Source organism: Pseudoalteromonas sp. SG41-1, from assembly GCF_014164575.1.
Lineage (GTDB): Bacteria > Pseudomonadota > Gammaproteobacteria > Enterobacterales > Alteromonadaceae > Pseudoalteromonas > Pseudoalteromonas rhizosphaerae.
In genome coordinates, this window is sequence record NZ_JACJFL010000042.1 from 1 (window position 1) to 25114 (window position 25114).

Here is a 25114-nt window from a genome sequence, read left to right on the forward strand (position 1 = left end):
TCGAGTTTTAATTTATATGTGGGTGATTAGCTCAGTTGGGAGAGCATCGCCCTTACAAGGCGAGGGTCAATGGTTCAAGTCCAGTATCACCCACCACATATAAAACCTGTTATTATATTAGTAGTTGCATGTTTTAAATTTGTAATATGGGTCACAAGCTCAGTTACAAGAAAAGAGAGCATCACCGCTATTTACAACTAACGGCGAGGTTCGCTGGTTAAAATCCAGTACTATTTATTTTAATAGTAGCGTTTTAAATTTGTAATATGGGTCGTTAGCTCAGTTGGGAGAGCATCGCCCTTACAAGGCGAGGGTCACTGGTTCAAGTCCAGTACGACCCACCATTCTTAGAATGGTGCATATTACATGATATCTAGATGGGTGATTAGCTCAGTTGGGAGAGCATCGCCCTTACAAGGCGAGGGTCACTGGTTCAAGTCCAGTATCACCCACCATTTAGATATAAAACTTTACGGGTCGTTAGCTCAGTTGGGAGAGCATCGCCCTTACAAGGCGAGGGTCACTGGTTCAAGTCCAGTACGACCCACCATTTATAAAATGGTTATCGTAAAGTTTAGTAATTGATTATTTGGGGTCGTTAGCTCAGTTGGGAGAGCATCGCCCTTACAAGGCGAGGGTCACTGGTTCAAGTCCAGTACGACCCACCATTTAATTAAAATTATATGTGGGTGATTAGCTCAGTTGGGAGAGCATCGCCCTTACAAGGCGAGGGTCACTGGTTCAAGTCCAGTATCACCCACCACATATAAAACCTCACGTTAAATCGATAATTAGCTCAGCTGAAAAGAAAGAGCATCGCCACCCTTCACAAATAATGGCGAGGATCACTGGTTCAAGTCCAGTATCACCCACCACATATAAAACCTTACGTTATATTCTTCAATCGATAATTATCTCAGTTGAAAAAAAAGCATCGCCACCCTTCACAAATAATGGCGAGGATCACTGGTTCAAGTCCAGTATCACCCACCACATATAAAACCTCACGTTAAATCGATAATTAGCTCAGCTTAAAAGAAAGAGCATCGACACCCTTCACAAATAATGGCGAGGATCACTGGTTCAAGTACAGTATCACCCACCACATATAAAACCTTTTAAAACCCTCAATCAAACCTTACGTTATATTCTTTAATCGATAATTAGCTCAGCTGAAAAAAAAGAGCATCGCCACCCTTCACAAATAATGGCGAGGGTCACTGGTTCAAGTCCAGTATCACCCACCACATATAAAACCTCACGTTTAATCGATAATTAGCTCAGCTGAAAAGAAAGAGCATCGCCACCCTTCACAAATAATGGCGAGGGTCACTAATTCGAGTCCAGTATCACCGACCACATATAAAACTTCTTAGTAATTCTGTTAAAAATAAAATTCAAAAAGCCTCTAAATACGCTAATTCTTTTCCAAACCTTAAACTCTTTTAATATGTTCCTTGATGGATAATTAAGTTTGAAAAGCATCAACCTAGGCGCTTTACAAACCTAGGGTCTCCTATCTCTATAAAAATCCTCAAGCAATAACTAGCGCTACCTAAATTTGGATAATCAAGCTACTTTAAAACCCATAACTGATCAAATAAACGAAGTCTGCGGTATTAAATTTTAAATTCCCTTGTCAGCGACTAGACTGTTTATTATAGTCTCTGATACGTTCATGTGGTCACAAGTCTAATGCCAGCAAAGATTTTTTCTAATGCAAAAATACTTATAGTTGAAGAGCAGCCTCTTGCTCAAAGCTATATGAAACAGTCGCTCGAAAAACTTGGCTTTCGACAGCTGCGCTTTGCTGAACATGCAAATTCAGCGAAAGAGCAGTGCACCAGTGAACAGTTTGATCTGATTGTTTGCTCTTTTAATTTGAGTAAGCACCAAGATGGCTATCAGCTATATGAAGAGTTACGCGTTAAGCGTTTAATAAAAAACTCTACAGGATTCATTTTTATTTCAGCTGAAACCAGTGGTTCTTTGGTACACAGCGTGCTTGAACTACAACCCGATGACTTTTTGGTCAAGCCATTCACAATACATGACCTTAAAACGCGTATAGAACGAATTTTACTGCGTAAAAATCATTTACAAGCAATATATAATTTCATTGACGATGGTAATGATTCTAAAGCACTAAAAGCAATCAATGCCGCGCTTGATAAAAAAGGCAATGCTTATAGTGCAATATTATTGCGTTTAAAAGGTGATGCTCTACTTCGCTTAAAACGAGTAGATACTGCAAAAGCATTCTTTAAATCAGTTCTTGATATTCAAAAATTCACATGGGCAAAGGTAGGTTTAGTTGAAGCATTAATTGCTAATAATGAGCATATTCTTGCGCAAAGAATGCTGAAAACGATGCTGCAACGTCATGAAACACGATTAGTCGCACTCGATTTACTTGGTAAACTGGAGATTAAATTAAACCAATTTGAATTAGCGCAAGATTTTTTAAGCCAAGCTGTTGATATTGCTCCACGCAATATCGAACGCCAAAAATCACTTAGCCATGTATCGCTGGTAAATCATGATTATGAAAAAAATTATCTAACACAAAAAGATATCGCCAACTTTGCCAAACATTCGATTCACGATCATCCTGACGTATATTTAAATGCTGCACGTGCTGGTATCGATTTTGCTTTAACAACAGATCAGAGCGATCAGATTCAAAGGATTTCAAGACAAACTAATCAATACTTAACTGATTTAAAAAGCCAATTTCCAAATAGTCACAATCAGGCGCAAATAGATGTTTTAAATGCCCGTTTACACTATCTAAAAGACGAACATCAAAAAGCGAAAAAGTTGATTGAGCAGCTCGACGATGACGATAGCCACATTCGCTCTGTAGACGGCGCACTTGATAAAGCAAAGGCATTTCATGAGCTAGGGTTTCATCACAAAGCACAATCGTTATTTAACCAAATTATCAGTCATTGTGAACGTCATCCAACAGTCAGTGATGCTGTTTATTTACGTTATATTCAACAACAACAAAGTGAACGCCGTGATATAAAAATGGGCCCTAAAGAGCTAAATAACCATGCAGTTACACAGTTTAATCGTGGTCAATTAAATACCGCTCTTGAAGCATTCACACAAGCATTTAGAGTAATGCCTCGTAATCCTAGTATTGCTTTAAATTTATTGCAGTGTCTATTTGATAATTCCAAGCAAAATGGCCAAACCTTAAACCTAATGATGGCAAAAAAATGCTATGCGTTACTCAATACGACACCATTAGACAACGAGCAGCAACAACGCTTTAATAAAATAGTACAACAAGCAACGAGTATGGGGCTAACACTTGCTAATCTAGAAGAGCCTGGCAAAACCAAATAGAATAATAAATATTATTCAGCAAAGAGCAGGCTAAATAAATAGTTTAGATAAGGTGTTGTTTATAAGAATGAGGAATACGAAATTAAAAATATCGCTGATAAGCGGTGATATGACTTTTAAAATCCAGCCTTACTGGAATCGTATCATGTAAATTCAGTAAGGCATTGGTTATTGTCAATTACGAGCTAATAAATTACACCTTCTTCAATGAGACCGCGTTTATACAATAACGCAAACCACTTGGCATTGGCCCATCAGGGAATACATGACCTAAGTGTGCATCACATACATTACACACAGTTTCTATTCTTTGCATACCATGGGTCTTGTCACCATTATAAGCAATCGAGTTTAGTTGCGCGGGTTGAGTAAATGATGGCCAGCCAGTGCCACTATCAAATTTTTCATCACCATCAAATAATAAGTTATCACAACATACACAGGCGTACTTACCAGGTTCAAACAAGGTGCAGCTATCTGAGCTGTGCGGGCGCTCTGTGCCTTTATTACGAGTCACATAAAAGGCTTCTTCGGTTAATTGTTCACGCCATTGCTGCTCGGTTTTTACTACTTTACGGCTCGGCTCAGGATTGCCTTTATTGGCAAAGTTTAGAATATCATTCCAATTCAACATAACTGACCTCATTGAGTAAGATAGGTTAATTTACTGCTATCCACATTATCATGGTATCGCGCTAATAACATTGTCAGCTCTGGATTTATCCGCACTGCACAAAATGGTTTTGTAGGGGTTGAAAAATAATAATTTCGATACTGGCTAGGGGAATGTTTAAACTCACTGGCTAATAATATTTGCGTAATCAAAACTAAATCTTATCGCTTCAGTACACTAATGGCAGCTCACTCCTAAGCCTATTTGCTGTTGCATACTATATTTCATACCCACTATGCTTTTTAAGGCGCTGACATATATACCGTGTTGCTCACTATTTAGTTTCATTCAATTGTAATTAATTTCTTTTCATTTTTAGTCAATAGTGCATTAAAGTATTGTATTAGCTCCGCTTTAGTTGCCGGTAAGCCTATTGAGCATTGATGCTGCTCGCTGAAGATAATTAAAAATTGGTCATCATGACACTGTATTTTCTTGATACTATTTATAGGCAGCCATTGCGGGCCGTGAGTGCGGTCAAAAAAACCTGAAAGGGAAAATAACAAAAGGTGCTGTTGTTCGCGTCGAATAAACTTATCTAGGCCATTACGTGCTTTAAATAGTGGTGTTAGCCGATAACAGCATGAGCTAAATACAAATAGCCACAGAGCAATTAGAAATACAAACCACGCTTGCTGAAATAACATGGTAAATACACTCAACAATAATAACACGATACCGAAACAGCCGACTATCAGCGCCTGTAATTGATTAATTTTACGCATCAAAGACTCATTGCAACGTTAACCTAAATTACTTACTTGAACTTTTTTCATCGGTTTCAGGATCGGGCCAATCATTAAAAAACACCGTTAAATAACGACTTTTTGCTAAATATAATAATACCCACAATACCGTCACCATTTGCAGCGCTAAAAACATCGAAAACTGATAATAACTATGGGCGGCTTGAATAATCAGCCAGCTTAAATCTATCGCTGCACATGCTAATAATGGCCAACGCATAAAACGCCACACTCGCGCTAACCATGCTGCACTGTCTGCGCTTTTTTGTGGCCTGCGCAAACAAAAAATTACGGCAGGAATAATGGCTATTGCACCAATAGCCAACGCACTGAAAAAGTCAGCTTTAGATCTAAACACTAATGACATTAAATCAAGCTCAGGACGCCTGCTCAGTGCCGCAATGATCCAAATAAAGTAGGCACGAAGTAATACCAATAAACTCAAATGAAACGCGATTGGAGTGCGATAGGTGCCATATTTGTCCCAATACTCTGGTCCATAACGCTTCATAACTGGTTTTTCCTCTCGGCTACAACGCCAAGTAATATAAATGCAGCCACGGCTGTAACACCTAACCAGCGCACACCAAAAAACATCAGTAACTGGCTTAGTAATGGAGTGACAAATACTACTAATAAGCCAAAACCAAACCCGGTTACTAGTACAAATGCACATACTCTGAGTATAAAGTGGCGCCTTGCTACAAAGCGTTTCGTGGTTTTAATAATCTCATTTGCATACAAAGACACCAAACACACCACCAGTAACAATGCGATATTATATAAGTAAGGCTTTAGCCACTGACCAAAGGTCAGTGCTAAATCCTGAAAAAGCGTAATAATGCTATCCATTATGTTGCGCCAGTAATGCAATTAAATCATCTTCGGTCAATATTTCAATGCCTAAATCTTGTGCTTTTGTGAGCTTAGAACCGGCTTTTTCACCCGCTATTAACGCATCTGTTTTAGCTGATACACTACCTGAAACTTTCGCCCCTAACTGCTGCAAGCGTGCTTTTGCATCATTTCGATTAAGCTCGTTCAAAGTACCCGTTAACACATAGGTTAAGCCTGCTAACGGTTGTGAGTCTTCACTTGGCGGCGTGAGTTCTGGCCAATGAATACCCTGCTCCAGCAAGGCAGTTACGACATCTAAATTATGTTGCTCAGCAAAAAAACCACGCACATGCTTGGCTACAATTTCCCCAACATCACTAACTTCGACTAACGCTTCAGTTGTTGCCGCAGTTACTTTATCTAGCGTTAAAAAGTGATTAGCTAAATTTTGCGCCGTCGCTTCACCGACTTCACGAATACCTAATGAGTATAAAAACTTAGCCAACGTCGTTTGTTTTGCATCATCAAGTGCAGCTACTAGGTTTTTCGCCGATTTTGGCCCCATGCGCTCAAGCGATTCAAAATGTCCTTGTTTAAGTATGAATAAGTCTGCTGGCGTTTTAATGAGCTCTCTGTCCACCAGCTGTTCAACAATTTTATCGCCAAGGCCATCGATATCGAGTGCTTTGCGTGAAGCAAAGTGTTTGATCGCTTCTTTACGCTGTGCTTGGCACACCAGACCTCCTGTACAGCGCGCTACGGCTTCGCCTTCAATGCGTTCAACATGGGAGTCACAAATTGGACAAGTAGCCGGAAACTCAATCTCTTTGGCATCTGTTGGACGGCGCTCTAATACCACTTGAGTAATTTGTGGGATCACATCACCAGCACGGCGAATGATCACAGTATCGCCAATTTTTACACCCAAACGCTCTATTTCATCACGATTGTGTAACGTTGCATTTGAAACCGTGACACCACCAACAAATACCGGCTCTAAACGAGCCACAGGGGTAATTGCACCAGTGCGCCCTACCTGAAATTCAACATCCAGTAGCTGAGTGATTTCTTCTTGCGCAGGAAACTTATACGCAATGGCCCAACGCGGAGCTCGCGCCACAAAACCTAACCGCTCTTGTAGTGCTTTGTTATTTATTTTGATCACCACACCATCAATTTCATACTTCAAGCTGCTGCGGCGCTCAAGTATATCTTGATAGTAATCCAAAGCAGCTTGCTGACCTTCGACTAACTTTGTTTCCGGGCAAAGTGGTAACCCCCAGTCAGTTAGCTTAGCCAATTGCTGGTAATGATCACTTGGTAATTCGCCATTTGTAACAACACCAATACTGTAGGCATAAAACATCAAAGGTCGCTTGGCGGTGATTTTTGAATCGAGTTGACGCAAGCTGCCTGCGGCTGCATTACGTGGATTAACAAATACTTTGTCGCCACGCTTTTCGGCTTCAGCATTAAGTTTGTCAAATCCGGCGCTATCCATGAACACTTCACCACGAATTTCAATTTCCTCAGGAAAGTCATCGCCACGTAATTTAAGCGGTATATTACGAATCGTTTTAACGTTAGTGGTAATATTTTCGCCGGTGTGCCCGTCGCCACGTGTTGCCGCCTGCACTAACACACCATTACGGTATAAAATCGACACCGCTAAACCGTCAAGTTTTGGTTCACAGCAAAAGGTCAGCTCATTGTTATCCATCAAACGTTCTTTAATGCGGCGATTAAAAGCGCTGAACTCTTCTTCACTGAAAGCGTTATCAAGTGACAACATCGGCACTTGATGAGTGACTTGCTCAAACTTAGCAAGCGCCGCACCACCTACTTTCTGGGTCGGTGAATCAGTACTCAAGTACTCAGGGTTTGCTACCTCAAGCGCACTTAATTGTTGTAATAAACGATCATACTCTGCATCAGGAACACTTGGGTTATCAAGTACATAATAATTATGATTGTGATCTTCTAACTGCTGACGAAGTTGCGTTATTTGCGCTAACACTAAAGTGGACATACTGACCTCAAAAAACATAAAAAAGCCACTTAAACGAGTTATCGCCAAGTGGCTTATAAAATTCTTAATTAATTAACTGTATATTGCAGGTGATTAAGCTGAAAAGCGTCTCACTTTTTCAACATAATTGCGCACACTGTCAACGGTCATTTCTTCTCGTTGTGAGTCTAAAATAACGGCGCCAAATTCATCTGCTAATTTTTTAGCCGCACTGTGCAACATGTTAAATGCAGCAAGCCCGTCACCATCGCACGGCAAGGTCATAAACAAGCTAATCCCACCTGTACTAAATTGTTCCATATTATCTATATCGAAAGTACCAGGGTTGTACATGTTCACTAACCTAAACAGCACTGGACCATGGCCAGCTGGATCTAAATGACGATTAAAAAAGCCTTCTTCAGAGTACTTAAAGCCAAGTGTATTTACTGCTGGCAATAATTTGCTGCCTTCCATATTCAAGCCTTCAGGCATTTGAATATGCACAATGATAAAATCACTTGCAGCCGGTTGCTCAGCTTCATCCTCTACGCTTGCATCTGTTGCAGTAGTCACATCATCAACCTCAGCGGCAAGTTCGTCATCTGACGCTGCAAAAGTGTGTGGATGTTTTTCATCAGCACTAAAGCTTAAATCCCCAAACTGCGGTTCATCACGCTCAGTAAGAGATGCTGGCTCAGCTTCGCTTTGACGCTCAGTAAACGCCTGATCTGCAGGCTCAACCCGCTCATCATTAGTCGCAACGGGTGCGTCTTTTTTACGAACTGACCATAGGCCATGTATTAATAATCCACCAATGACAATTACACTGATAATGATTAAAACCCATCTTAATTGTTCGGCCATCCCCTCACCTTTATTATTTATCTACTCAAATATTAATATTTATGCATGTGCCATTTGCACCGCTTGTTCAATATCTACAGCGACCACACGCGAAACGCCCGGTTCAGCCATTGTTACACCCGTCAACCTGCCAGCCATTTCCATGGCAATTTTATTATGACTGATATAAATAAATTGCACCGATTGTGACATTTCTTCCACTAATCGGCAAAATCGCCCAACATTCGCATCATCCAATGGTGCATCAACTTCATCCAGCATACAGAACGGAGCTGGATTGAGCCTGAATATTGAAAATACCAATGATAATGCGGTCAGCGCTTTTTCTCCACCACTTAAAAGGTGAATTGTTGAATTTTTCTTGCCCGGTGGGCGTGCCATTATACTAACACCACTTTCCAGTAAGTCATCACTGGTTAATTCAAGATATGCACTGCCGCCGCCAAATACTTTAGGAAATAACTGACCAAAATCGAGATTCACTTGATCAAAAGTCATTTTAAAACGCGTTTTGGTTTCGCGATCAATTTTTCCAATTGCACCTTCAAGTGTCGTTAATGCTTTGCTTAAATCCTCGACTTGACGATCTAAATACTGGCTACGCTGCTGCGCTTGTTCAAACTCATCAATCGCCGCTAAGTTTACCGCGCCCAAGTCACTTAAACTTTGTCCTACTTTATTAAGCTGTCCTTGATAAGTGTTTATATTGGCGTTTTCAGGGAGCTGTGCCAATACTTCTTTCAAGTTTTGCTGTAACTCACCCAGAGGTTCAAGAGCTGCCTGTGCTTTAATTAATAAGCTCTGCTCTTCGAGGGCAAGTTGTTGTAATTGTTCTTGTAAAAGTACCAGCTCCCCCTGCGACGCTTTAAGCGTTGTTTGTTTATCTACAAAAGCTGTTTTAGCTTCCGTCAATGCACTTTGCAAATTTTTGAGTTCAATGTCACTTTGTTGATGTTGCTCCAACAATAATATTATTTGCTCTGCGACCTCTTCTAATGGGATCACCAACTCTTCAATTTGCGCGGTTAACTCACTGACAGCTTCACTGGCGGTTTCGCTGGCGGTCGTTGCATGCTGTAATTTAGTGTCACTGAGTTGGCATTCACTGCGCGCTTTTTGCTCACTTAGCGTCGCCTGATGGGCAAGCGTTTTATACTGTTCAAGCTGAGCGTTTGCCATTTTATATTGCTCATCAGTGTGTTGCTGCTGCACTTGAGCATCATTAAGCGCAACACTTATTTCATCACGCTGTTTTACCACACTTGCTATATGTTGCTGTTGTTCAGCCACTTTATTCTCTATGCTCGTGTGTTCAACGTTTAACTGCTGTAGCTTTGCTTGTAATTTATGTTGTTGATTCTGAAACTGCTGTAATTGCTCTTTGAGCATATCGCGACGAGTGCTTCCTGAGGCCACTTGTTGAGCAAGCTGATGTACCGCTGCTTTTAACTCTTCGCTTTGTGCCTTCAATTGCTCACAGACTTGCTGTTGTTCTGTAAGCTTCTTGCTTTGTATAGCTAGTTCGTCACTGAGTTGAGATGCTAACTGGGTTGCTTCGGCCAACTGTTTATGTTTGATCAGCAACGAATTTTCCGCACTTTTACTGGCTTGTTGATACCAATTGCGGCCCTGAATATTACCTTGGCGATCAATCACTGCAAGCCAATACTCATCCGCTAAATCGTTATGAGCAAAATCATTTTTATACTTAATGCGATGTAATAAATCAGGGTAAACCCCTTGCTCTATAAACACCGCTAATGAGCTTTGCGGTGCGGTGTCGGTAGTTGGCCATACTCCGTTAGGTGTTGCTGTAGATGTCACATTTAATTGTTCAAGCCCTTGTAATGCTTGTTCAACCACATGCTCAAATCCAGTACGTACAACTAACTGTGCCAAAACATCGCCACTACTTTGCGCTGGAGTATCTGCGAGTATTGTATTCAAGCCTGCTATTTTGGCTTTATTCTCGTTTTGTTGTTGTGCTAGTGTTTGATGTGCATCTTGGCAGGTGCGTAACACGGTTTGAGCTTGTTGATGATTACTATTTACTTTGTTTAAGGCAGTTTGTTTTGCTGCTAACTCTTGCGTTAGTGACTGCATTAACTGCTGCTGCTGCGCTACTTGTTCAGCAATTGGATTTTCTGCCAGCTCTATTAATTCGCTTTCTAATGCCGTTTGCTGGTTTTTAATATAGTGCAAATTTTGCAGCTGTTGTTCGGCTATATTTTGTTGCTTGCTATATTGCGTATTAATAGCCTGAAACTGCTCATTAACTCGTTGCCAATCCGAAGCACTGCGCTGCTTGGCACTTTGCAACTGTGCCGCCGCGTCGGCCATCTCAGTGACTTGCTCTGTACATATTAAAGTATGTTCAATTGCCTCTTGTAACGCATTTTGTAACTCATCAGTATGGTCTTTTTGTTGTTGTTGCAGCTGCTGATTTTGTAACTGCAACTGTTGCTGTTTGATCAGGTTGTGACTAAACGCTTGTTGTTGTTGTTTTAAGTTTATTTGCTGTTGCTCAGCACGAGTCAATTCAGTGTGCGTTTGGTGCTGGTCTTGCTGCGCATCATTGAGTTTTTCAAGTTGCAATTGCACTTGGTTTTCAAGACTTGCTAGTACATCGTCATGACCTGAATGAGCGGTTTTAAAAAAACTAATTTGCTCATTCAGCTTGGCCATTTTGTCGGCTTTAGTCACTTGTTGCTGATGTAGCTTTTGCCATTTTAAGACCGCTAGTTGCCCTTTTAAAGTGCGCTCTTGGGTTTTTAACTCGCGGTATTTTTTTGCTTCAACTGACTGTACTGCCAGTTTATCAACTTGTGCTTGCAGCTCTTGGCGAACATCGAGTAAGCGTTCAAGGTTTTCGCGGGTACTTTTGATCCGGGTTTGCGTTTCACGACGGCGCTCTTTGTATTTTGAAACGCCTGCAGCTTCTTCTAAAAACACCCGTAAATCTGCCGGTTTACTCTCAATTAAACGCGAGATCATGCCCTGCTCGATAATCGCATAACTACGCGGACCAAGACCTGTGCCTAAAAATATATCGGTAATATCTCGTTTGCGGCATTTACTGCCATTGAGAAAATACAGCGATTGCCCGTCGCGTGTTACCAAACGTTTAATTGCCACTTGGTTTCGATCGGCAAAAGTATTCGGTAAGTGCCCTTGGGTATTATCAAAAATCAACTCTACCGACGCTTGAGAAATAGGTTTGCGATTGGTTGAGCCATTAAAAATAACATCGGTCATGGCATCGCCACGCAGATTTTTAGCAGAGCTTTCGCCAAGCACCCAACGCACAGCATCGATGACATTAGACTTACCGCAGCCGTTTGGGCCAACGACACAGGTCATTTGATCTGGGAATGGAATTTTAGTGGGCTCTACAAAAGATTTAAAACCCGCTAATTTTATGGTGCTCAAACGCATCTAATTGGTTTACCGATTGTTATTGTTATAGCTTGAGTATTTAATTTAACCGTTCTTGACGATAAAAGTAAGTACAGGGATTAAGCTTGGCGTTTAAAATTATCTAAAATAATACCCGTTGCCATGGCTACATTGAGAGATTCTGCACCACCAAAAGCGGGGATGGTTATCTTATCTGTTACCAATGCTGCGCAAGCTTGACGTATTCCATGAGACTCACTACCCATTAACAAAACACCTTGACCTGTAAATTGAGTTTTATGCACGCTTTTTCCATCTAAAAAAGCGCCATAAATAGGTAAGTTTAAACCACTTAAATACGCAGGCAACTCAACTTGGCTCACTGAGACTCTAACAAACGAGCCCATAGTGGCGCTAATAGTTTTAGGGTTGTAAGCATCGGCACTATCTGTGCTGGTGACAATATGCTTGATCCCATACCAATCAGCTACTCTGATAATAGTACCTAAATTGCCCGGATCAGATACACCATCAAGGGCTAAGATTAAACCGCTTGCCTGCGGTGCACTCGCTGTTGGCATGTCAACTATAGCTATAGCGGCATTATTACTCACTAAAGTACTTGCTTTAGTTAACACATCTTCATCCGCTGCAATTAAGTTAACGTGTTGATACTTATCTTGATAGCTATCGATGAAGCTTTGCGTTGCAAAAACGTCTTTGGCTTTTAATGGACTATTTAGTAACTCTAATACGTTTTTTTCACCTTGAACAAGATATTGACTATATTGTTTACGGTACTTTTTTTGGCCAAGCTGGCGAATAAGTTTGAGTTGGTTTTTTGAAATCATAATAGCCCCATTAAATTATCTGCTCAGTATACCAGAGATGATTTAAAGTGCAGCCCTACAAATATTAAAACCAATAAAATCACACTATAAACAACAAGCTAGGATAATGATAAAGATTGTTTTCATTACCAAAAAAAGGTAAATTTACAAAAAACAGCATGGATATATTTTTTTAATGGAATCAACACACCCAACCCCAGACGAGCCTAACAAAACAAACACCCAAAGTGCATCGCCAATTTTTAGCGGGAAAGTACAATTTAAGGGTAAAGCTGCTGAGTATTTTGGTATTTGGATTGTCAATATTTTACTCAGCGTTATTACACTCGGTATTTACTCAGCATGGGCAAAAGTACGCACATACCGCTACTTTTATGGTCACACACGTATAGACGGACACGGCTTTGACTACTTAGCAACACCGATGCAAATTTTAAAAGGCCGTATTTTAGCGGTGGCGGTTTTTTTAATTTATACCTTTGCCACCAGCTTCTTACCTATTATTGGTTTATTGTTTGCTATTGGATTTCTATTTCTAATGCCATGGATTATTAACCAAGGCCTACGGTTTAATATGCGTATGACTCGCCACCGAAATGTGTGTTTTTCGTTTCAAGGTAATTATGGCGAAGCCTTTGTTAACTTTATCCTACTGCCGATTGCAAGCATATTTACTTTATATTTATTAATGCCTTATGTTTTAAAGCGTATCGACAGCTATATTCACAGTAACATTAGCTACGGCGACAAACCACTGACGGTGAACTTAAAAGGTGAAACCTATTACCTCACAGCACTTATTTGTTTTGTAGTTAGTTCTATCACTATGGTGATATTTATGGCCATTTTAGGTTTTTTTGGTCTCGATTTACTAAACGCAGAAAACCAACAAAATATACAAGACCCATCTGCGATGATAATTATGTTTGCTGCTTTAATGGCCGCTTATGTGTTTATGATTACTATAGTAACTGCTGTGTGGAAAGCTGCTATCCGTAACCATATTATTGATAATAGCCAGTTTGAAGGTGTAGCAACGTTTAAGTCAGAACTAAAACCTGTACCTTTTGCTATGTTACTTTTAACAAACATGCTCGCTATTGTATTTTCTTTAGGACTTGCTTACCCGTGGACAAAAGTACGTACATCAAAAATGCTCGCTGATGTAACTACGGTGAATATTTATTCTGGCGCATTAAACTTAATCGATACTCAACAAGCACAGCAATCATCTTTCGCTGAAGAAGCTGCAAATGTATTTGATATAGACCTTTCATTAACTTAAGAGCTCATCATGCATGTAAAAGGACATTACTTTCCTAAGGCATCGAGTAATTATCAAGAGTGTGTCGCAAGTATTAGCGACACACATATTGACATAAAACACGATGAATACATTATAACTCGCCACGCCATTACTGAACTTAATTTAAATTCAGGTATGGCTGGTCTTGCCGACGAGTTAAGCTTTACCGATGGCAGTCGATTTATTCCACTAGATGTAAATTACAGGTGGCCATTTAAATCAAATAATCATCAGATAATGGAACGCCTAGAAAAAAGTAAATGGGCTATTTTAGCTGCCGTTATACTTACACCACTGTTTATGTGGCTAGCGCTTTACAAAGCAGTGCCAGCAATTGCGGTTTATAGCATAGATACACTGCCGCATAATGTGATTAATCAAATGGGTGAACAAAGCTTTACGGTGATTAAAAAGTTAGCGCTCGATGATAGCGAATTGCCGGTTGAACAACAAACTAAGATACAACAACATTTTAATACCATGCTTGAGCAACTATCACTTGATAAATCGATATATCGATTATCTTTTTATAAATCTGAACATTTTGGCGCTAATGCATTTGCACTACCGCATGGACGTATTGTGATAACAGATGAGCTTGTTAATTTACTTGTCGATCAACCCAATGCCCTAAAAGCAGTATTACTACACGAAATAGGCCATATAGTACACCAGCATAGTGTGCGCATTACTGCGCAATCAGCTGCAAGTACAATTGTATTAGCGGTAATATTTGGTGACTTAGAAGGTATTGCAGAAGTTGCTCTGGGGACTGGCGCGTCATTTGCACAGCAAGGTTTTTCAAGGGATATGGAACGCGAGGCCGACAGTTTTGCGTTAACGCAATTGGAGTATTTAGGGTACTCAAGTAACGACTTTGCCGATGCAATAGAGACACTCCAATATAGCCATACCAGTGAAAACGAGCACCTTAAAAAAGTGAATAATTTACTCGAGTATTTATCTAGCCACCCAAGTGCACAAGAGCGAATAGATAATGCCAGAGAATAACTTACTTTATATGCAACTTGCCCGCGGTGTAGTAGCATTAACATGGATATATCATGGTTTTTTCCCAAAGCTTTATCATATAGCCCCTCTTGAAAAGCTTATGACCGGCAGTGCGGGTTTTTCAACTGAGGTGTCTGATTTTATTACCCGCTCAGCAGGTGTTGGAGAAATTATTTTTGGCCTGTGTTTAGCTTTATTTTATAAAAATAAATACTTAGTTATTTTAAACATTTTAGCGCTTAGTGGACTCTTGCTTGCTGTGATAATAATGCAACCACAACTACTTATTGAAGCGTTTAACCCTGTTACAACTAACGTACCACTTATTGTGTTAAGTATTATTTGGTTAAAAGAAATAACTATTACAAATAATACGAGCCTGTAAAACAAAAGGGTATGCGTTGGCATACCCTTTGTTGTAAAACTCTATTTATAACATCAATACTTATGCTTTAATGCCCACAAATGCAGTAGCTCACTAGCAATAGTGGCTGCAGCAATCGCAGTAAGCTCACTTTGGTCGTACGAAGGTGATACTTCAACAACATCCATACCAATCATATTAATGCCTTTAAGGGCACGTAATATCTTAAGTACTTTATCTGATGTTAATCCACCACATACCGGTGTTCCAGTACCAGGGGCAAACGCCGGATCTAAGCAATCAATGTCAAAAGTGATATACACAGGTAAATCACCTACTCTCGCTTTAATCTGCTCAGCAATCGTTTGCGCCGATAAATCATTGGCGGCCATCGCATCAATCACTGCAAACTCGTGTTTGCTTTGATCAAAATCAGTACGAATACCAATTTGGATACTATGATCAACATCAATCAGCCCTTCCATCGGCGCATGGTAAAACATGGTCCCGTGGTCGTAGCGTGAGCCATTACTATAAGTATCAGTATGGGCATCAAAATGCACCAACGCCATTTTACCAAAGCGCTTAGCGTGAGCACGTAACAACGGTAAGGTTACAAAGTGATCGCCCCCTAAACCTAAAATTGCTTTACCTTGGCTTAAAATACCCGTCGCAGCTTGTTCAAGCTTAGCGGTAAAGTATTCAGCGTCACCGACAGGGTAAGTAAAATCTCCAGCATCAGCCAGTTTTAGGCGTTCGAACAATTTGAACGTCCATGGGTATTTTGTTTCTTCCCATGCTAAATGCACTGATGCACGACGAATCGCATCAGGGCCTAAACGCGCACCTGGACGTCCTGAAGTTGCCATATCAAATGGCAAACCTAACACCACAACATCAGCATTGATGTCAGTAATATTTTGTACCATTGGCTGACGTAAGAACGTCATGCCATTGGAATACAATGAGTGATCTGGATGATCAAACAAAGTGGTCATATTAAAGCTCTTCTAAATAAGTATAACCGTCTAAACCTGCTTGCAATTCATCAAGCACACTTTGCTGCTCATCTGCTGGTAATTTTGCAGCCACTAGCTGTGCGTACGATGATTGAAAACCTTCTACATCAAGATGAACATAGCGCATCATGTCAGCTACAGTGTCACCTTGGTTTATTTCTACAATGCTTGCGTCGCCTTGCTCATCCATGTGTACCATTGCACTGTGGGTGTCGCCAAATAGGTTATGCATGTCACCTAAAATTTCTTGGTATGCCCCCACTAAGAAAAAGCCCATTAAATAGGGTTTTTCAGCACTAAATGCCGGCACTGGTAAGGTACTCTCAATGCCTTGCCCATCAACGTAATGATCTAGTGCACCGTCAGAGTCACAGGTAATATCTAACAATACTGCGCGTCTTTGTGGTGCCTCAGTTAAGCCACTTAATGGCAATACCGGAAATACTTGGTCGATTCCCCACGCATCAGGCAATGACTGAAACAATGAGAAATTAACAAAAAACTTATCCGCTAAACGGGCATTAAGTTCATCTATTATCGGGCGATGAAAACGGTTTTTGTTATCCATGTGTTTATTAAGCTCATAACACACACGTAAATTTATTTGCTCAGCCCAGGCGCGTTGAGTTAAATCTAATAATCCCATCGCAAACTGGTTATGTGCTTCAGCTAAATCACCTTGGCTATCATGATATATCTCAATTAATGCACGGTCGTCTGTCAGCACATGAAGTTGCTGCCACGACAGCCACATGTTATTAAGCAATAATGGCGCGTCATCTGCTGGCGCTTGAATTTCTTCAGGCTCATAACTTTCAGTGCCAATCACATTAGAGATAAGCACTGCATGATGCGCTGTTAATGCACGCCCAGACTCAGAAATAATAGTCGGGAATGGTTGCTCGTACTGCTTACAAATATCACCAATGGTGTAGACAATATTATTTGCATACTCAGCTAAGCTATAGTTCATCGAGTTGTGAGACTGGCTCCGTGTACCGTCGTAATCAACCGCTAAACCGCCACCGACATCTAAACATTCAATTTGTGCACCGAGTTTGCGTAGTTCACAATAAAAACGCGCCGCTTCGCTAACACCTAAACGCACATCGCGAATATTCGCCATTTGCGAGCCTAAGTGAAAATGCACCAACTGAACTAAATCAAGTTGATCAGTCTCTTTTAAACGATTAACAACATGTAATACTTGTGAAGCGGATAAACCAAATTTTGATTTTTCACCGCCGCTAGCTTGCCATTTTCCTTTACCCTGCGACGCTAAGCGCACGCGAATACCAATACGCGGTTTTACGTTCAGCTCTTTAGCTTGGCTTAGTACCATGTCCAGCTCAGACAGTTTCTCAAGTACGATGTACACTTTATGGCCTAACTTTTCGCCAATTAATGCTAAGCGCACATATTCTTTGTCTTTGTAGCCATTACACACAATCACTGCACTGGTTTTTTCAGCTAATGCCAATACTGTTAATAGCTCAGGCTTACTGCCCGCCTCTAAACCTAGTTGCTTCTTTTCTACGTTCGCTTGGCTTGCAACAATTTCTTCGACCACTTCGCGCTGTTGGTTTACTTTAATTGGATAAACAAGCAAGTAATCTTTTGGATAACCATAGCTTTCAATCGCAGTATTAAATGCAGCACATAAGCTGTGCACGCGGTGATGCAAAATTTGTGGAAAACGAACCAACGCAGGTAAACTCAAGCCTTTATCTTCAAGTTGTTTTGCAATATCAATAAGTGCGATGGTTTGCTCTGGGGCATCAGCCTTGGGCGCAACATACACATCACCTTGATCATTAATACCAAAAAAACCTTGGCTCCAATGACGAACATTGTAACTCGTGCGAGCTTGTTCTAGTGATGTTGTCTCTTTCATTTATCTTTCTCTTTTATTTGATGAATGCCTTGCGGCTGTTGCGCGCATTAAAGGAAAAATAGCTTATCAAGTCCAACAAGTATTTTTGCTCGTAACGAGTGAGTTTTAGTGTTGATAACAACGGCCCTTTTATTTGTTGGGCACTGGAGTCTTTAGTATAAAAAATAGAAGGCTTAAAAGGGAATATATATATAAAAGTTAGCCGAAAACGTGACTCTCAATGATAAAAGTGGCGCTGACCAAGGCCATTTAAGCATATAAATGTCGACTTATATCCGTGTATAAGCCGTAGTTGTGTAGGAGATTAAATCGATGAAGTACTCAAAAACTAAAACACAAAGCGTAGGCAGTTTCTAGCCACTAATTAGCCTTATTGACTGAGCCCTAACTCCATAAACAAGCTATGTGGATTATCGGTATAATTACCAAAACTTGCACAGCGTTTAAAACCTAAATTTTCATACAGACTAATCGATTCAGCCTGTTTCGGGCCTGTTTCTAAGCGGATCAAAGGGATCTCTTCTTCGCCAGCATGATGCAATAAAATTTGCATTATACGCCGAGACAAGCCTTTACCACGATGACTTGGTTTGACATATAGACGGCGTATTTCACCATAAGGTACTGTGTCGAACTGTCTGACAATCGCACCACATGCAACAATACCCTCCTCGCTTTTTAAGCCAATGGCGTACACATTAGCTTGACCAAGCTCACTCACCGACAGCGATTGCGCCGTGGCTACTGGGTACAGAGAATTTATAAGCCTATCGATATCAGAAAAAACATTAATCACATCCGGATCATCAGGGGTTAAGTCGACTAACTGCATAAAAGCTCTAATTATATTTATTGTTTGATAACAAACTATACCGAATTGTTGCAAATGAACAACCCAGAACTATGGATTTTTCATTTATTTGCTGTCTTATTAGTCACGACTTTGTCGTATGTCAAAATAACAGCATTTAGCTATTTTCTAAAAAGTAGCAAACACGTCAAGATAATAGTTTGCTGTGGTGTTAAACGTTAGCGACTTTTATAAAAATACGGGTTAAAAAATAAATTAACGACTAAAGCTTTAACGCCCTGCGTCGATAAATAGCTAAGTTAACGTTAAAGGAATAACAATGAAACTCCCCAATCTTGGTCAAGCGCAGCAAATAGCTTTGCAAACGGTGTCGGCCAATCGCGCCACGGAGTTTAAAGCCGCCGCTTCTCTTGTCGAACCACAAGACCTCCTTTCAACGCTCGAAGACGCAGCAAGTACGCCCCTTTATGATCCATTCAAAGGCCGCAAACTTAATCAAGATTACACCCCCTCTTCTTACATTGGTATGAACCGTTATAAAGTCACCTCTAGCACCACCATTAACATAGGTGAACCGATTAAAGAACCGACCTATCGCTATGGTGACTTTACAGATCCCGATGATATAAATGCTTTTTTAGATCAAGTAGACCGGCTTGAAGGTGAACATAAATTTATGTTCCAACACCTAAAACCAACACAAGAACTACTTGATTTGGTGCAAAAAATGAGTGATGAAGAGCTTGCTGTATTTAGTCAATTTGTTGTTACAACATCTAGCTATCACTTTGGCACAGAAAACAACAACAGCAGTGCACAGTTAATTTCAGCTTTAAGCAAACTGTCAGATGATGCCTTGAGCAGTACCCTCGCAACAATGGATAAATTATTACAACAAGGGAATGATTATAAGAAGCCGGTGTCACCATTAGGTGAAAATGAGCATGGTAATGAAAGAGTCGAAATGATCAGTATGCCTGAAACCATAAACTGGTTTAAATCAAACTATAAGGCTAACAGTGCAAAATATGAATTGGCAAATGACTACACCAATTTATTAATAGAAAAAAACCTCAGCGAAGATCAACTTATGCAGTTAAATGACCACTTATCTGCCAGTACCCTCGAGCAAAGCAATAGTATTATCGACATGATGAACCTAGTGAAAACTCACCAAAACGATGATGTATTGGCAATGCTCAAAGAAGTTGATAAAGACAGTGAAGCTAACTTATTACATTACCTTGCACAGCAAACTAATTATCAAGCCAATAAGCAGTATTACCAAATGGATAATGGTAGGTTTATTGCACAGCAAGATAATATTAGCTCTGACTCTAATAGACGTGAGCTGTATAACACTATCTTAAATGCCTATAACGACATTGGTATGGGCTGGATTAACGATACGCTAGAGCAATTCACTGGGACTCCAGCACAGATCCAAAACGAATTATGGCAAACACTACTTGATCATAAAGAAAAACTGCCAGAGCAATTTACTCGCTCAGATTCGGTTGAGGCATGGGCAATAAATAATATTGCTCGGATAGAAGGTGCATTTCACGTAAAACAAATGAATAAAATTTATGATTATAATAGCGAGCGACTCGTGCCTGACTTGATCGGCCAACTTACCTTTTACAGCAGCGGCAATATTGGCAGTTCAGCTGATAGTAAAGAGCCCAAAACTGACTAATTCTAAATCAATCAACTGTAGTCAAAGAACTTGCGATGCTCTGCTCCGGCTAAGTTGGCATTCACCTTATTAGGGTGTTTATACTCACGCCAGTTTGCCACATTACGGCCAACATTTAATTTCGCAAAGTCAGTATCGCCCTCAGGCGACATTCCCAAAAACTGTTTTAGCTTCAACAGGCCGCCAGGTTCGCTGACATCAAGAGATAAAAAATCATCACGGCCTTTGAAATAATGAAACACTGCATGTTGATGTTTAGTATAACAAGCAGCCAAATCGCGCTCACTCAACGGGTAAATAGAGGGAAACGTTTGATGAAAGCTGCGCTTTAGAACCGGGCTAAAGTGCCCTGTTTTAAGATCAAGATGTGGCGCCATTTTTTCAAGCAGCATCGTGATGGATGGCAACCATGCTTTTAGGTCTCGGTTTAAATAAATAAACTTAGCACCAGGAAATAACCCGTCTAAATGCATATAGTCACTAAAACACGGTGCGTCAGATATAGCATCAGCTATTTCAAACGCTTTTTTAGTAAACGCGGTATGCGCAACCAACAAGCCCATTTCTAACAACGCAACACTGATGCTCGTGGTGCCGGTTCGAGGCAGACCGATAATAAATATCTTAGACATCTAACGTCACTCATTTTTAAAAGGCCGTTAGTATATACCTAAATGACAGCATCACCCACAGAGCAACAACAAAGTTAAGCGGTAGTTTAACCGCAAGCTCCCTTATTTATTATCCATATTACTACGGTGCCCATAACTCAATACTCGAGTAATTTCTAATTTGTCGCCTAAGTCATGCCAAAGCATCACAAAATCAGCTTTACCGTCACATTTATTGCCGCCATTTTGACAAAATATGTGAGTTCCTTTGGTCATCACACCAAAATCTTTAATGGTAAACACTTCAAACGTGCCGCTGACCAACTCCCGCGTATACTTGCCACATGCATATTGTTTAGTATTAGCTATCATGGAATTGCGATCCCAGGTAACTCCACCGTTATCATGATAAAACTCAACACCTTCCGCGAAGTAGCTCGCGTGCTTAGCAAGTTGTACTGGGTTATTACAATGATTAAAAGAATCAAAAAGTCCTGTATCTAAACGCATCATTTTACTTTGCAAATCAGTAACATCAGCCTGACTTACCAGCGGCATTAGTAACAATGCAAACAGATATAACTTTTTCATAGTCATTTAAAGCTTCCTGCGTAATAAACGAGCCGATAACATCTCTCGTTTAATTTATTATTGTTGATATATAAACCATATCCCAGTGTTTGTTGCGATTCAATCAGTAACTCCGATTTTTCTATCAATATAAAGATAATGCTTTTTAGACCATACACTCTATTGCTCATTAGATATTAAACACTTTGTTACGCAAAAATACTGTTCAAAAAATCTGAGCAATTTATACTGAGGGCAATGTCGATATGATCAGAGGTTTTAGCGTGCAGTTTACACAAGGTATGGAATATTTTTTTTCGGGCTTCAAATTAATTACCCAAAAAGGCTTGAAGCGATTTGTATTTATTCCTTTATTAATCAATATCGTGCTTTTTGGTAGCTCATTATTCTTTTTATATGGCTGGCTTACCGATGGGTTTGCTTATTTAAATGATCTATTACCAACGTGGTTAAGTTGGCTGGAGTGGCTGATGTGGCCTATTGCAGTATTAGTGATTTTATTTAGCTACAGTATGCTGTTTTCGGTGATCACTAATTTCATCGCCGCGCCCTTTAACGGCTTACTCAGTGAAAAAGTAGAGCTGTATTTAACAGGTCAAAAAATTAATGATGATGGCTTAGCGGATATAGTGAAAGATGTGCCACGAATGCTTGGCCGTGAGTGGACTAAGTTGTGCTATTACCTACCACGTGCCATTGGCTTTTTTATCTTACTGTGGATATTACCTGTTATCGGCCAAGTGTTATGGGTGATGTTTACCTGTTGGATGTATGCCGTGCAATACAAAGATTATCCGTTTGATAATCACAAAATTTGCTTTAAAGAAATGAAAGAAGACTTAAAACAAAAACAAACTCTCTCGTATGGATTCGGCTTAGCCGTATTGTTGCTTACAGCCATTCCTATCGTGAATTTAATTGTTATGCCAGTCGCTGTGTGCGGCGCAACTCGCTTATGGGTTGATCAATACCGCCCTAAGTATCGCGAATAAAACGCTCAGAGGGGACGACAATATAAGTCATTATTAAGTCCCCTATTTGCAGCACTATTTACACTAAAACTTGCCGTGTATTAGCGATGAAATGATGCACTTCGCGCTCAATTTTAGGATCAACTGGCTGCTCTGGAGCGCGATCATTTGGGCATGGCATCCTTGGAGTTGTGCCAAACAAACGACAAATTAATGGCCGTTCATCATATACAGTGCATCCCTTTGGACCTAAGTGTACACAATTAAATTCATTTAATGCCGCTTCGTGCTCTGCATCGCTTTTTACCGGTAATCGCGACATTTCTTCAGATGATGTTGTCACTGGACCGCAACAATCATGACAACCTTCAACACATTCAAACGATGGAATGTTAGCGCGTAATCGCAAGATTACTTTTTGGTTTTTGTACATTTATATTTACCTTTTATAATGCAGTGCACTCATGCCGCAACTTAACTAATTCTCCATAACCCCTATATTACGCGTTATATGCTGTAACTTGCAATGCTATGTTAGTGCAGACTTACGCCATAACGTAAAAGCACAGCTAATGCTGTGCTTTTATATATCTAAACTTTGCAAGCTTATTAACTATATAGACTTTGTGGCACTTTAGTGACGTTCAAATGAACAGTTACTTCTTCCCTATCGTGATAAAGATGCTTAGCTTGTAATTCATAGCTTATACCGTATTTATTAAGCTCTTCTTTGATCATCGTTAAGCACTCATACACACTGTCAAAGCGCTTTTTCATTGGCAGCTTTAAGTTAAAGATAAGTTCTTTCGCGTATGCGTTGACCGCCCAATCAATCATAAGACTGGTTACTTTGGTTGGTTTTTCTACCATATCGCATACTAACCAAGTAATATTTCTTTTCTCAGGGCGGTATTTAAAACCATCAACACGGAAGTGCTTAACTTGACCTGTTTGCATTAAATCATCATTCATTGGGCCGTTATCAATGGCGCTAACAAACATACCGCGACGCACTAGTTGATACGTCCAACCACCTGGGCAGGCACCTAAGTCAACACTGCGCATACCGGCTTGAACTCGCGCTTCACGATCTTTTTCCGCAATAAACACATTAAACGCTTCATCCAGTTTTAAGGTCGAGCGACTCGGTGCATCACTTGGCATTCTTAGTCGTAATATTCCCATAAAAAATGGGGAATTATTATAACTATATGAATGACCAACAAACGCGGTGTTATTAGTTAAAAACATGATGTGCATTACGGGGCGATTGGCTTTAGGTTCGCGTAACACGGTGTTTTGTTTCTCTAAAGCCTTTTTAAGTGGGGTAGAGATTTTTTTGCAGAAAGTTAACAGCTCCTTGCCTTCATTGGTATCGGGTGTTTCTACCCGTAGCTCTGAGCAAAGTGGAAAATCGACCGCTGCTTTTACTATTTCGCCAACACGGTCTTCGACGGGCATGTTTTCAAGTAAAGTGCCGGCAAACCACTGACGGGCAAATACCATATTTTTGAAATCAACCTTTTTGATGATTTCATCACTATGCTGCGCTTCAAAACATTCGTAAATAACATAGCCGGTATTTGGCTTTGCTTTTACATACCCAGCAAAACCTTGCTCTGCGGCATGAAATGTTATTTCTGCAGCGGCATCATTTTCAAAACCACTACGGCAGTAAATCACTACACTTGACATAAAAACCCTTTAATTGCTCTTTTGAGCGATATTCTCTATTAAAATTTAAACCGTGCTACTTGCACTAATAAAATAGTCCAACCAATAATAAAACATAAACCACCAACGGGTGTGATGGGGCCAAGCCACTTATAACCGGTGATTGCTAATAAATATAAACTGCCACTAAACAACAAAATACCAGCAATAATAAACCAACCAGCCGATGTGAGGTTAATTCCCCATTTTATTAAAATGGCAATCGCAATTAACGCAAGGCCATGCACCATCTGATACTCTGCCGCAGTTTTAAATACGCCAATAGCATATTCAGAAACACGGCTTTTTAAACCATGAGCCGCAAAGGCGCCCAACACCACTGATAGCATGCAAAATAAACTGCCAGTCATTAAAAATAGTTTAATCAT

21 protein-coding genes, 6 tRNA genes and 1 pseudogene are annotated in these 25114 nt (G+C 40.2%); 12 read left to right on the forward strand and 16 right to left on the reverse strand.

All coding sequences use genetic code 11. The annotated features are described in order from the left end of the window. Positions 1–20 precede the first annotated feature (20 nt). From H5203_RS17800 to H5203_RS17830, 7 genes are all read left to right on the forward strand, one after another. Positions 21–96, forward strand: a tRNA-Val gene (locus H5203_RS17800). Positions 97–268: 172 nt separating this feature from the next. After that, positions 269–344 (forward strand) — tRNA-Val (locus H5203_RS17805). Positions 345–379: 35 nt separating this feature from the next. Beyond that, positions 380–455: transfer RNA gene (locus H5203_RS17810), tRNA-Val, on the forward strand. A gap of 19 nt (positions 456–474) precedes the next feature. Then, a tRNA-Val gene (locus H5203_RS17815) sits at positions 475–550 on the forward strand. Positions 551–592: 42 nt separating this feature from the next. Continuing rightward, positions 593–668: transfer RNA gene (locus tag H5203_RS17820), tRNA-Val, on the forward strand. A 19-nt stretch (positions 669–687) separates the two neighbouring features. Then, a tRNA-Val gene (locus H5203_RS17825) sits at positions 688–763 on the forward strand. A 932-nt stretch (positions 764–1695) separates the two neighbouring features. Next, positions 1696–3357 carry a tetratricopeptide repeat-containing response regulator gene (locus H5203_RS17830; RefSeq protein WP_145240699.1) on the forward strand — a complete coding sequence of 554 codons (1662 nt, stop codon included), beginning with the start codon at positions 1696–1698 and terminating at the stop codon, positions 3355–3357. A 193-nt stretch (positions 3358–3550) separates the two neighbouring features. On the opposite strand, the gene msrB is transcribed toward H5203_RS17830, so the two are convergent. The 8 genes from msrB to H5203_RS17870 form a co-directional block, all read right to left on the reverse strand. Then, positions 3551–3991: a peptide-methionine (R)-S-oxide reductase MsrB gene (msrB, locus tag H5203_RS17835; RefSeq protein ID WP_145240697.1), complete on the reverse strand. Its 441-nt coding sequence runs from the start codon at positions 3989–3991 to the stop codon at positions 3551–3553. A gap of 323 nt (positions 3992–4314) precedes the next feature. After that, positions 4315–4755, reverse strand: coding sequence for a hypothetical protein (locus H5203_RS17840; protein ID WP_145240695.1), 441 nt, complete (start codon positions 4753–4755; stop codon positions 4315–4317). A gap of 28 nt (positions 4756–4783) precedes the next feature. After that, positions 4784–5287 carry a DUF2919 domain-containing protein gene (locus H5203_RS17845; RefSeq protein WP_145240693.1) on the reverse strand — a complete coding sequence of 168 codons (504 nt, stop codon included), beginning with the start codon at positions 5285–5287 and terminating at the stop codon, positions 4784–4786. Further along, a complete protein-coding gene (locus tag H5203_RS17850; RefSeq protein WP_145240691.1) occupies positions 5284–5628 on the reverse strand; it encodes a DUF3392 family protein in 345 nt (114 codons plus the stop codon). The genes H5203_RS17845 and H5203_RS17850 overlap by 4 nt, the downstream gene beginning before the upstream one ends. Further along, positions 5621–7642, reverse strand: a complete 2022-nt coding sequence (gene ligA / locus H5203_RS17855) for an NAD-dependent DNA ligase LigA (RefSeq protein ID WP_182758066.1) — start codon at positions 7640–7642, stop codon at positions 5621–5623. The genes H5203_RS17850 and ligA overlap by 8 nt, the downstream gene beginning before the upstream one ends. Positions 7643–7735: 93 nt before the next feature. Then, the gene (gene zipA / locus H5203_RS17860; RefSeq protein ID WP_145240687.1) at positions 7736–8488 is read right to left on the reverse strand and encodes a cell division protein ZipA; all 753 of its coding nucleotides are present in this window, start codon (positions 8486–8488) and stop codon (positions 7736–7738) included. Positions 8489–8527: 39 nt separating this feature from the next. Further along, complete coding sequence (locus H5203_RS17865; RefSeq protein WP_182820050.1) at positions 8528–11923, reverse strand: chromosome segregation SMC family protein; 3396 nt, start codon at positions 11921–11923, stop codon at positions 8528–8530. Positions 11924–12003: 80 nt separating this feature from the next. Continuing rightward, positions 12004–12735: an RNA methyltransferase gene (locus tag H5203_RS17870; protein ID WP_145240683.1), complete on the reverse strand. Its 732-nt coding sequence runs from the start codon at positions 12733–12735 to the stop codon at positions 12004–12006. A gap of 175 nt (positions 12736–12910) precedes the next feature. Between H5203_RS17870 and H5203_RS17875 the strand changes: the two genes are divergently transcribed. Genes H5203_RS17875 through H5203_RS17885 form a run of 3 tightly spaced genes read left to right on the forward strand, consistent with a single transcriptional unit; the run spans position 12911 to position 15437 of the window. Next, positions 12911–14020, forward strand: coding sequence for a YjgN family protein (locus tag H5203_RS17875; protein WP_182732423.1), 1110 nt, complete (start codon positions 12911–12913; stop codon positions 14018–14020). A 9-nt stretch (positions 14021–14029) separates the two neighbouring features. Next, on the forward strand, positions 14030–15052 hold the full coding sequence (locus H5203_RS17880) for a M48 family metallopeptidase (protein WP_145240673.1): 1023 nt from the start codon (positions 14030–14032) through the stop codon (positions 15050–15052). Continuing rightward, positions 15039–15437, forward strand: coding sequence for a DoxX-like family protein (locus H5203_RS17885; RefSeq protein WP_145240671.1), 399 nt, complete (start codon positions 15039–15041; stop codon positions 15435–15437). Before H5203_RS17880 ends, H5203_RS17885 begins: the two co-directional genes overlap by 14 nt. A 53-nt stretch (positions 15438–15490) precedes the next feature. Here H5203_RS17885 and speB read toward each other — a convergent pair whose 3' ends face one another. The 3 genes from speB to H5203_RS17900 form a co-directional block, all read right to left on the reverse strand. Further along, a complete protein-coding gene (gene speB / locus H5203_RS17890) occupies positions 15491–16414 on the reverse strand; it encodes an agmatinase (RefSeq protein WP_145240669.1) in 924 nt (307 codons plus the stop codon). 1 nt (position 16415) lies between these two features. Beyond that, positions 16416–18329, reverse strand: coding sequence for a biosynthetic arginine decarboxylase (gene speA / locus H5203_RS17895; protein WP_145240667.1), 1914 nt, complete (start codon positions 18327–18329; stop codon positions 16416–16418). 370 nt (positions 18330–18699) lie between these two features. Then, complete coding sequence (locus tag H5203_RS17900) at positions 18700–19161, reverse strand: N-acetyltransferase (RefSeq protein WP_145240665.1); 462 nt, start codon at positions 19159–19161, stop codon at positions 18700–18702. 298 nt (positions 19162–19459) lie between these two features. Between H5203_RS17900 and H5203_RS17905 the strand changes: the two genes are divergently transcribed. Further along, entirely contained in the window at positions 19460–20839 is a 1380-nt protein-coding gene (locus H5203_RS17905; RefSeq protein WP_145240663.1) for a hypothetical protein, read from the forward strand. A gap of 11 nt (positions 20840–20850) precedes the next feature. Here the strand turns inward: H5203_RS17905 and H5203_RS17910 are convergent. Further along, positions 20851–21465, reverse strand: a pseudogene (locus H5203_RS17910) (sulfotransferase); the annotation flags it as partial. A 108-nt stretch (positions 21466–21573) separates the two neighbouring features. Further along, positions 21574–22047: a DUF4440 domain-containing protein gene (locus H5203_RS17915; protein WP_246175491.1), complete on the reverse strand. Its 474-nt coding sequence runs from the start codon at positions 22045–22047 to the stop codon at positions 21574–21576. Between the two features lie 275 nt (positions 22048–22322). On the opposite strand from H5203_RS17915, the gene cysZ reads away from it, so the two are divergent. Then, positions 22323–23033, forward strand: coding sequence for a sulfate transporter CysZ (gene cysZ, locus H5203_RS17920; RefSeq protein WP_220491324.1), 711 nt, complete (start codon positions 22323–22325; stop codon positions 23031–23033). A gap of 58 nt (positions 23034–23091) precedes the next feature. On the opposite strand, the gene H5203_RS17925 is transcribed toward cysZ, so the two are convergent. The 3 genes from H5203_RS17925 to H5203_RS17935 all read right to left on the reverse strand — a co-directional run bounded on the left by H5203_RS17925 (position 23092) and on the right by H5203_RS17935 (position 25114). Next, a complete protein-coding gene (locus H5203_RS17925; protein ID WP_145240659.1) occupies positions 23092–23445 on the reverse strand; it encodes a YkgJ family cysteine cluster protein in 354 nt (117 codons plus the stop codon). Positions 23446–23621: 176 nt separating this feature from the next. After that, positions 23622–24707: a 23S rRNA (cytidine(2498)-2'-O)-methyltransferase RlmM gene (gene rlmM / locus H5203_RS17930; protein ID WP_145240657.1), complete on the reverse strand. Its 1086-nt coding sequence runs from the start codon at positions 24705–24707 to the stop codon at positions 23622–23624. A 38-nt stretch (positions 24708–24745) separates the two neighbouring features. After that, positions 24746–25114 carry a DUF423 domain-containing protein gene (locus tag H5203_RS17935; RefSeq protein ID WP_179959144.1) on the reverse strand — a complete coding sequence of 123 codons (369 nt, stop codon included), beginning with the start codon at positions 25112–25114 and terminating at the stop codon, positions 24746–24748.

Excerpts from the sequence above, each read along its gene's own strand:
- speA (WP_145240667.1), bottom strand. The coding sequence starts at position 18,329 with ATGAAAGAGACAACATCACTAGAACAAGCTCGCACGAGTTACAATGTT.
- H5203_RS17885 (WP_145240671.1), top strand. The coding sequence starts at position 15,039 with ATGCCAGAGAATAACTTACTTTATATGCAACTTGCCCGCGGTGTAGTA.
- H5203_RS17925 (WP_145240659.1), bottom strand. The coding sequence starts at position 23,445 with ATGTACAAAAACCAAAAAGTAATCTTGCGATTACGCGCTAACATTCCA.
- H5203_RS17905 (WP_145240663.1), top strand. The coding sequence starts at position 19,460 with ATGAAACTCCCCAATCTTGGTCAAGCGCAGCAAATAGCTTTGCAAACG.
- H5203_RS17840 (WP_145240695.1), bottom strand. The coding sequence starts at position 4,755 with ATGCGTAAAATTAATCAATTACAGGCGCTGATAGTCGGCTGTTTCGGT.
- cysZ (WP_220491324.1), top strand. The coding sequence starts at position 22,323 with ATGGAATATTTTTTTTCGGGCTTCAAATTAATTACCCAAAAAGGCTTG.
- zipA (WP_145240687.1), bottom strand. The coding sequence starts at position 8,488 with ATGGCCGAACAATTAAGATGGGTTTTAATCATTATCAGTGTAATTGTC.
- H5203_RS17865 (WP_182820050.1), bottom strand. The coding sequence starts at position 11,923 with ATGCGTTTGAGCACCATAAAATTAGCGGGTTTTAAATCTTTTGTAGAG.
- H5203_RS17900 (WP_145240665.1), bottom strand. The coding sequence starts at position 19,161 with ATGCAGTTAGTCGACTTAACCCCTGATGATCCGGATGTGATTAATGTT.
- ligA (WP_182758066.1), bottom strand. The coding sequence starts at position 7,642 with ATGTCCACTTTAGTGTTAGCGCAAATAACGCAACTTCGTCAGCAGTTA.
- H5203_RS17830 (WP_145240699.1), top strand. The coding sequence starts at position 1,696 with ATGCCAGCAAAGATTTTTTCTAATGCAAAAATACTTATAGTTGAAGAG.
- rlmM (WP_145240657.1), bottom strand. The coding sequence starts at position 24,707 with ATGTCAAGTGTAGTGATTTACTGCCGTAGTGGTTTTGAAAATGATGCC.
- msrB (WP_145240697.1), bottom strand. The coding sequence starts at position 3,991 with ATGTTGAATTGGAATGATATTCTAAACTTTGCCAATAAAGGCAATCCT.
- H5203_RS17875 (WP_182732423.1), top strand. The coding sequence starts at position 12,911 with ATGGAATCAACACACCCAACCCCAGACGAGCCTAACAAAACAAACACC.
- H5203_RS17880 (WP_145240673.1), top strand. The coding sequence starts at position 14,030 with ATGCATGTAAAAGGACATTACTTTCCTAAGGCATCGAGTAATTATCAA.
- H5203_RS17870 (WP_145240683.1), bottom strand. The coding sequence starts at position 12,735 with ATGATTTCAAAAAACCAACTCAAACTTATTCGCCAGCTTGGCCAAAAA.
- H5203_RS17935 (WP_179959144.1), bottom strand. The coding sequence starts at position 25,114 with ATGATTAAACTATTTTTAATGACTGGCAGTTTATTTTGCATGCTATCA.
- H5203_RS17850 (WP_145240691.1), bottom strand. The coding sequence starts at position 5,628 with ATGGATAGCATTATTACGCTTTTTCAGGATTTAGCACTGACCTTTGGT.
- speB (WP_145240669.1), bottom strand. The coding sequence starts at position 16,414 with ATGACCACTTTGTTTGATCATCCAGATCACTCATTGTATTCCAATGGC.
- H5203_RS17845 (WP_145240693.1), bottom strand. The coding sequence starts at position 5,287 with ATGAAGCGTTATGGACCAGAGTATTGGGACAAATATGGCACCTATCGC.
- H5203_RS17915 (WP_246175491.1), bottom strand. The coding sequence starts at position 22,047 with ATGACTATGAAAAAGTTATATCTGTTTGCATTGTTACTAATGCCGCTG.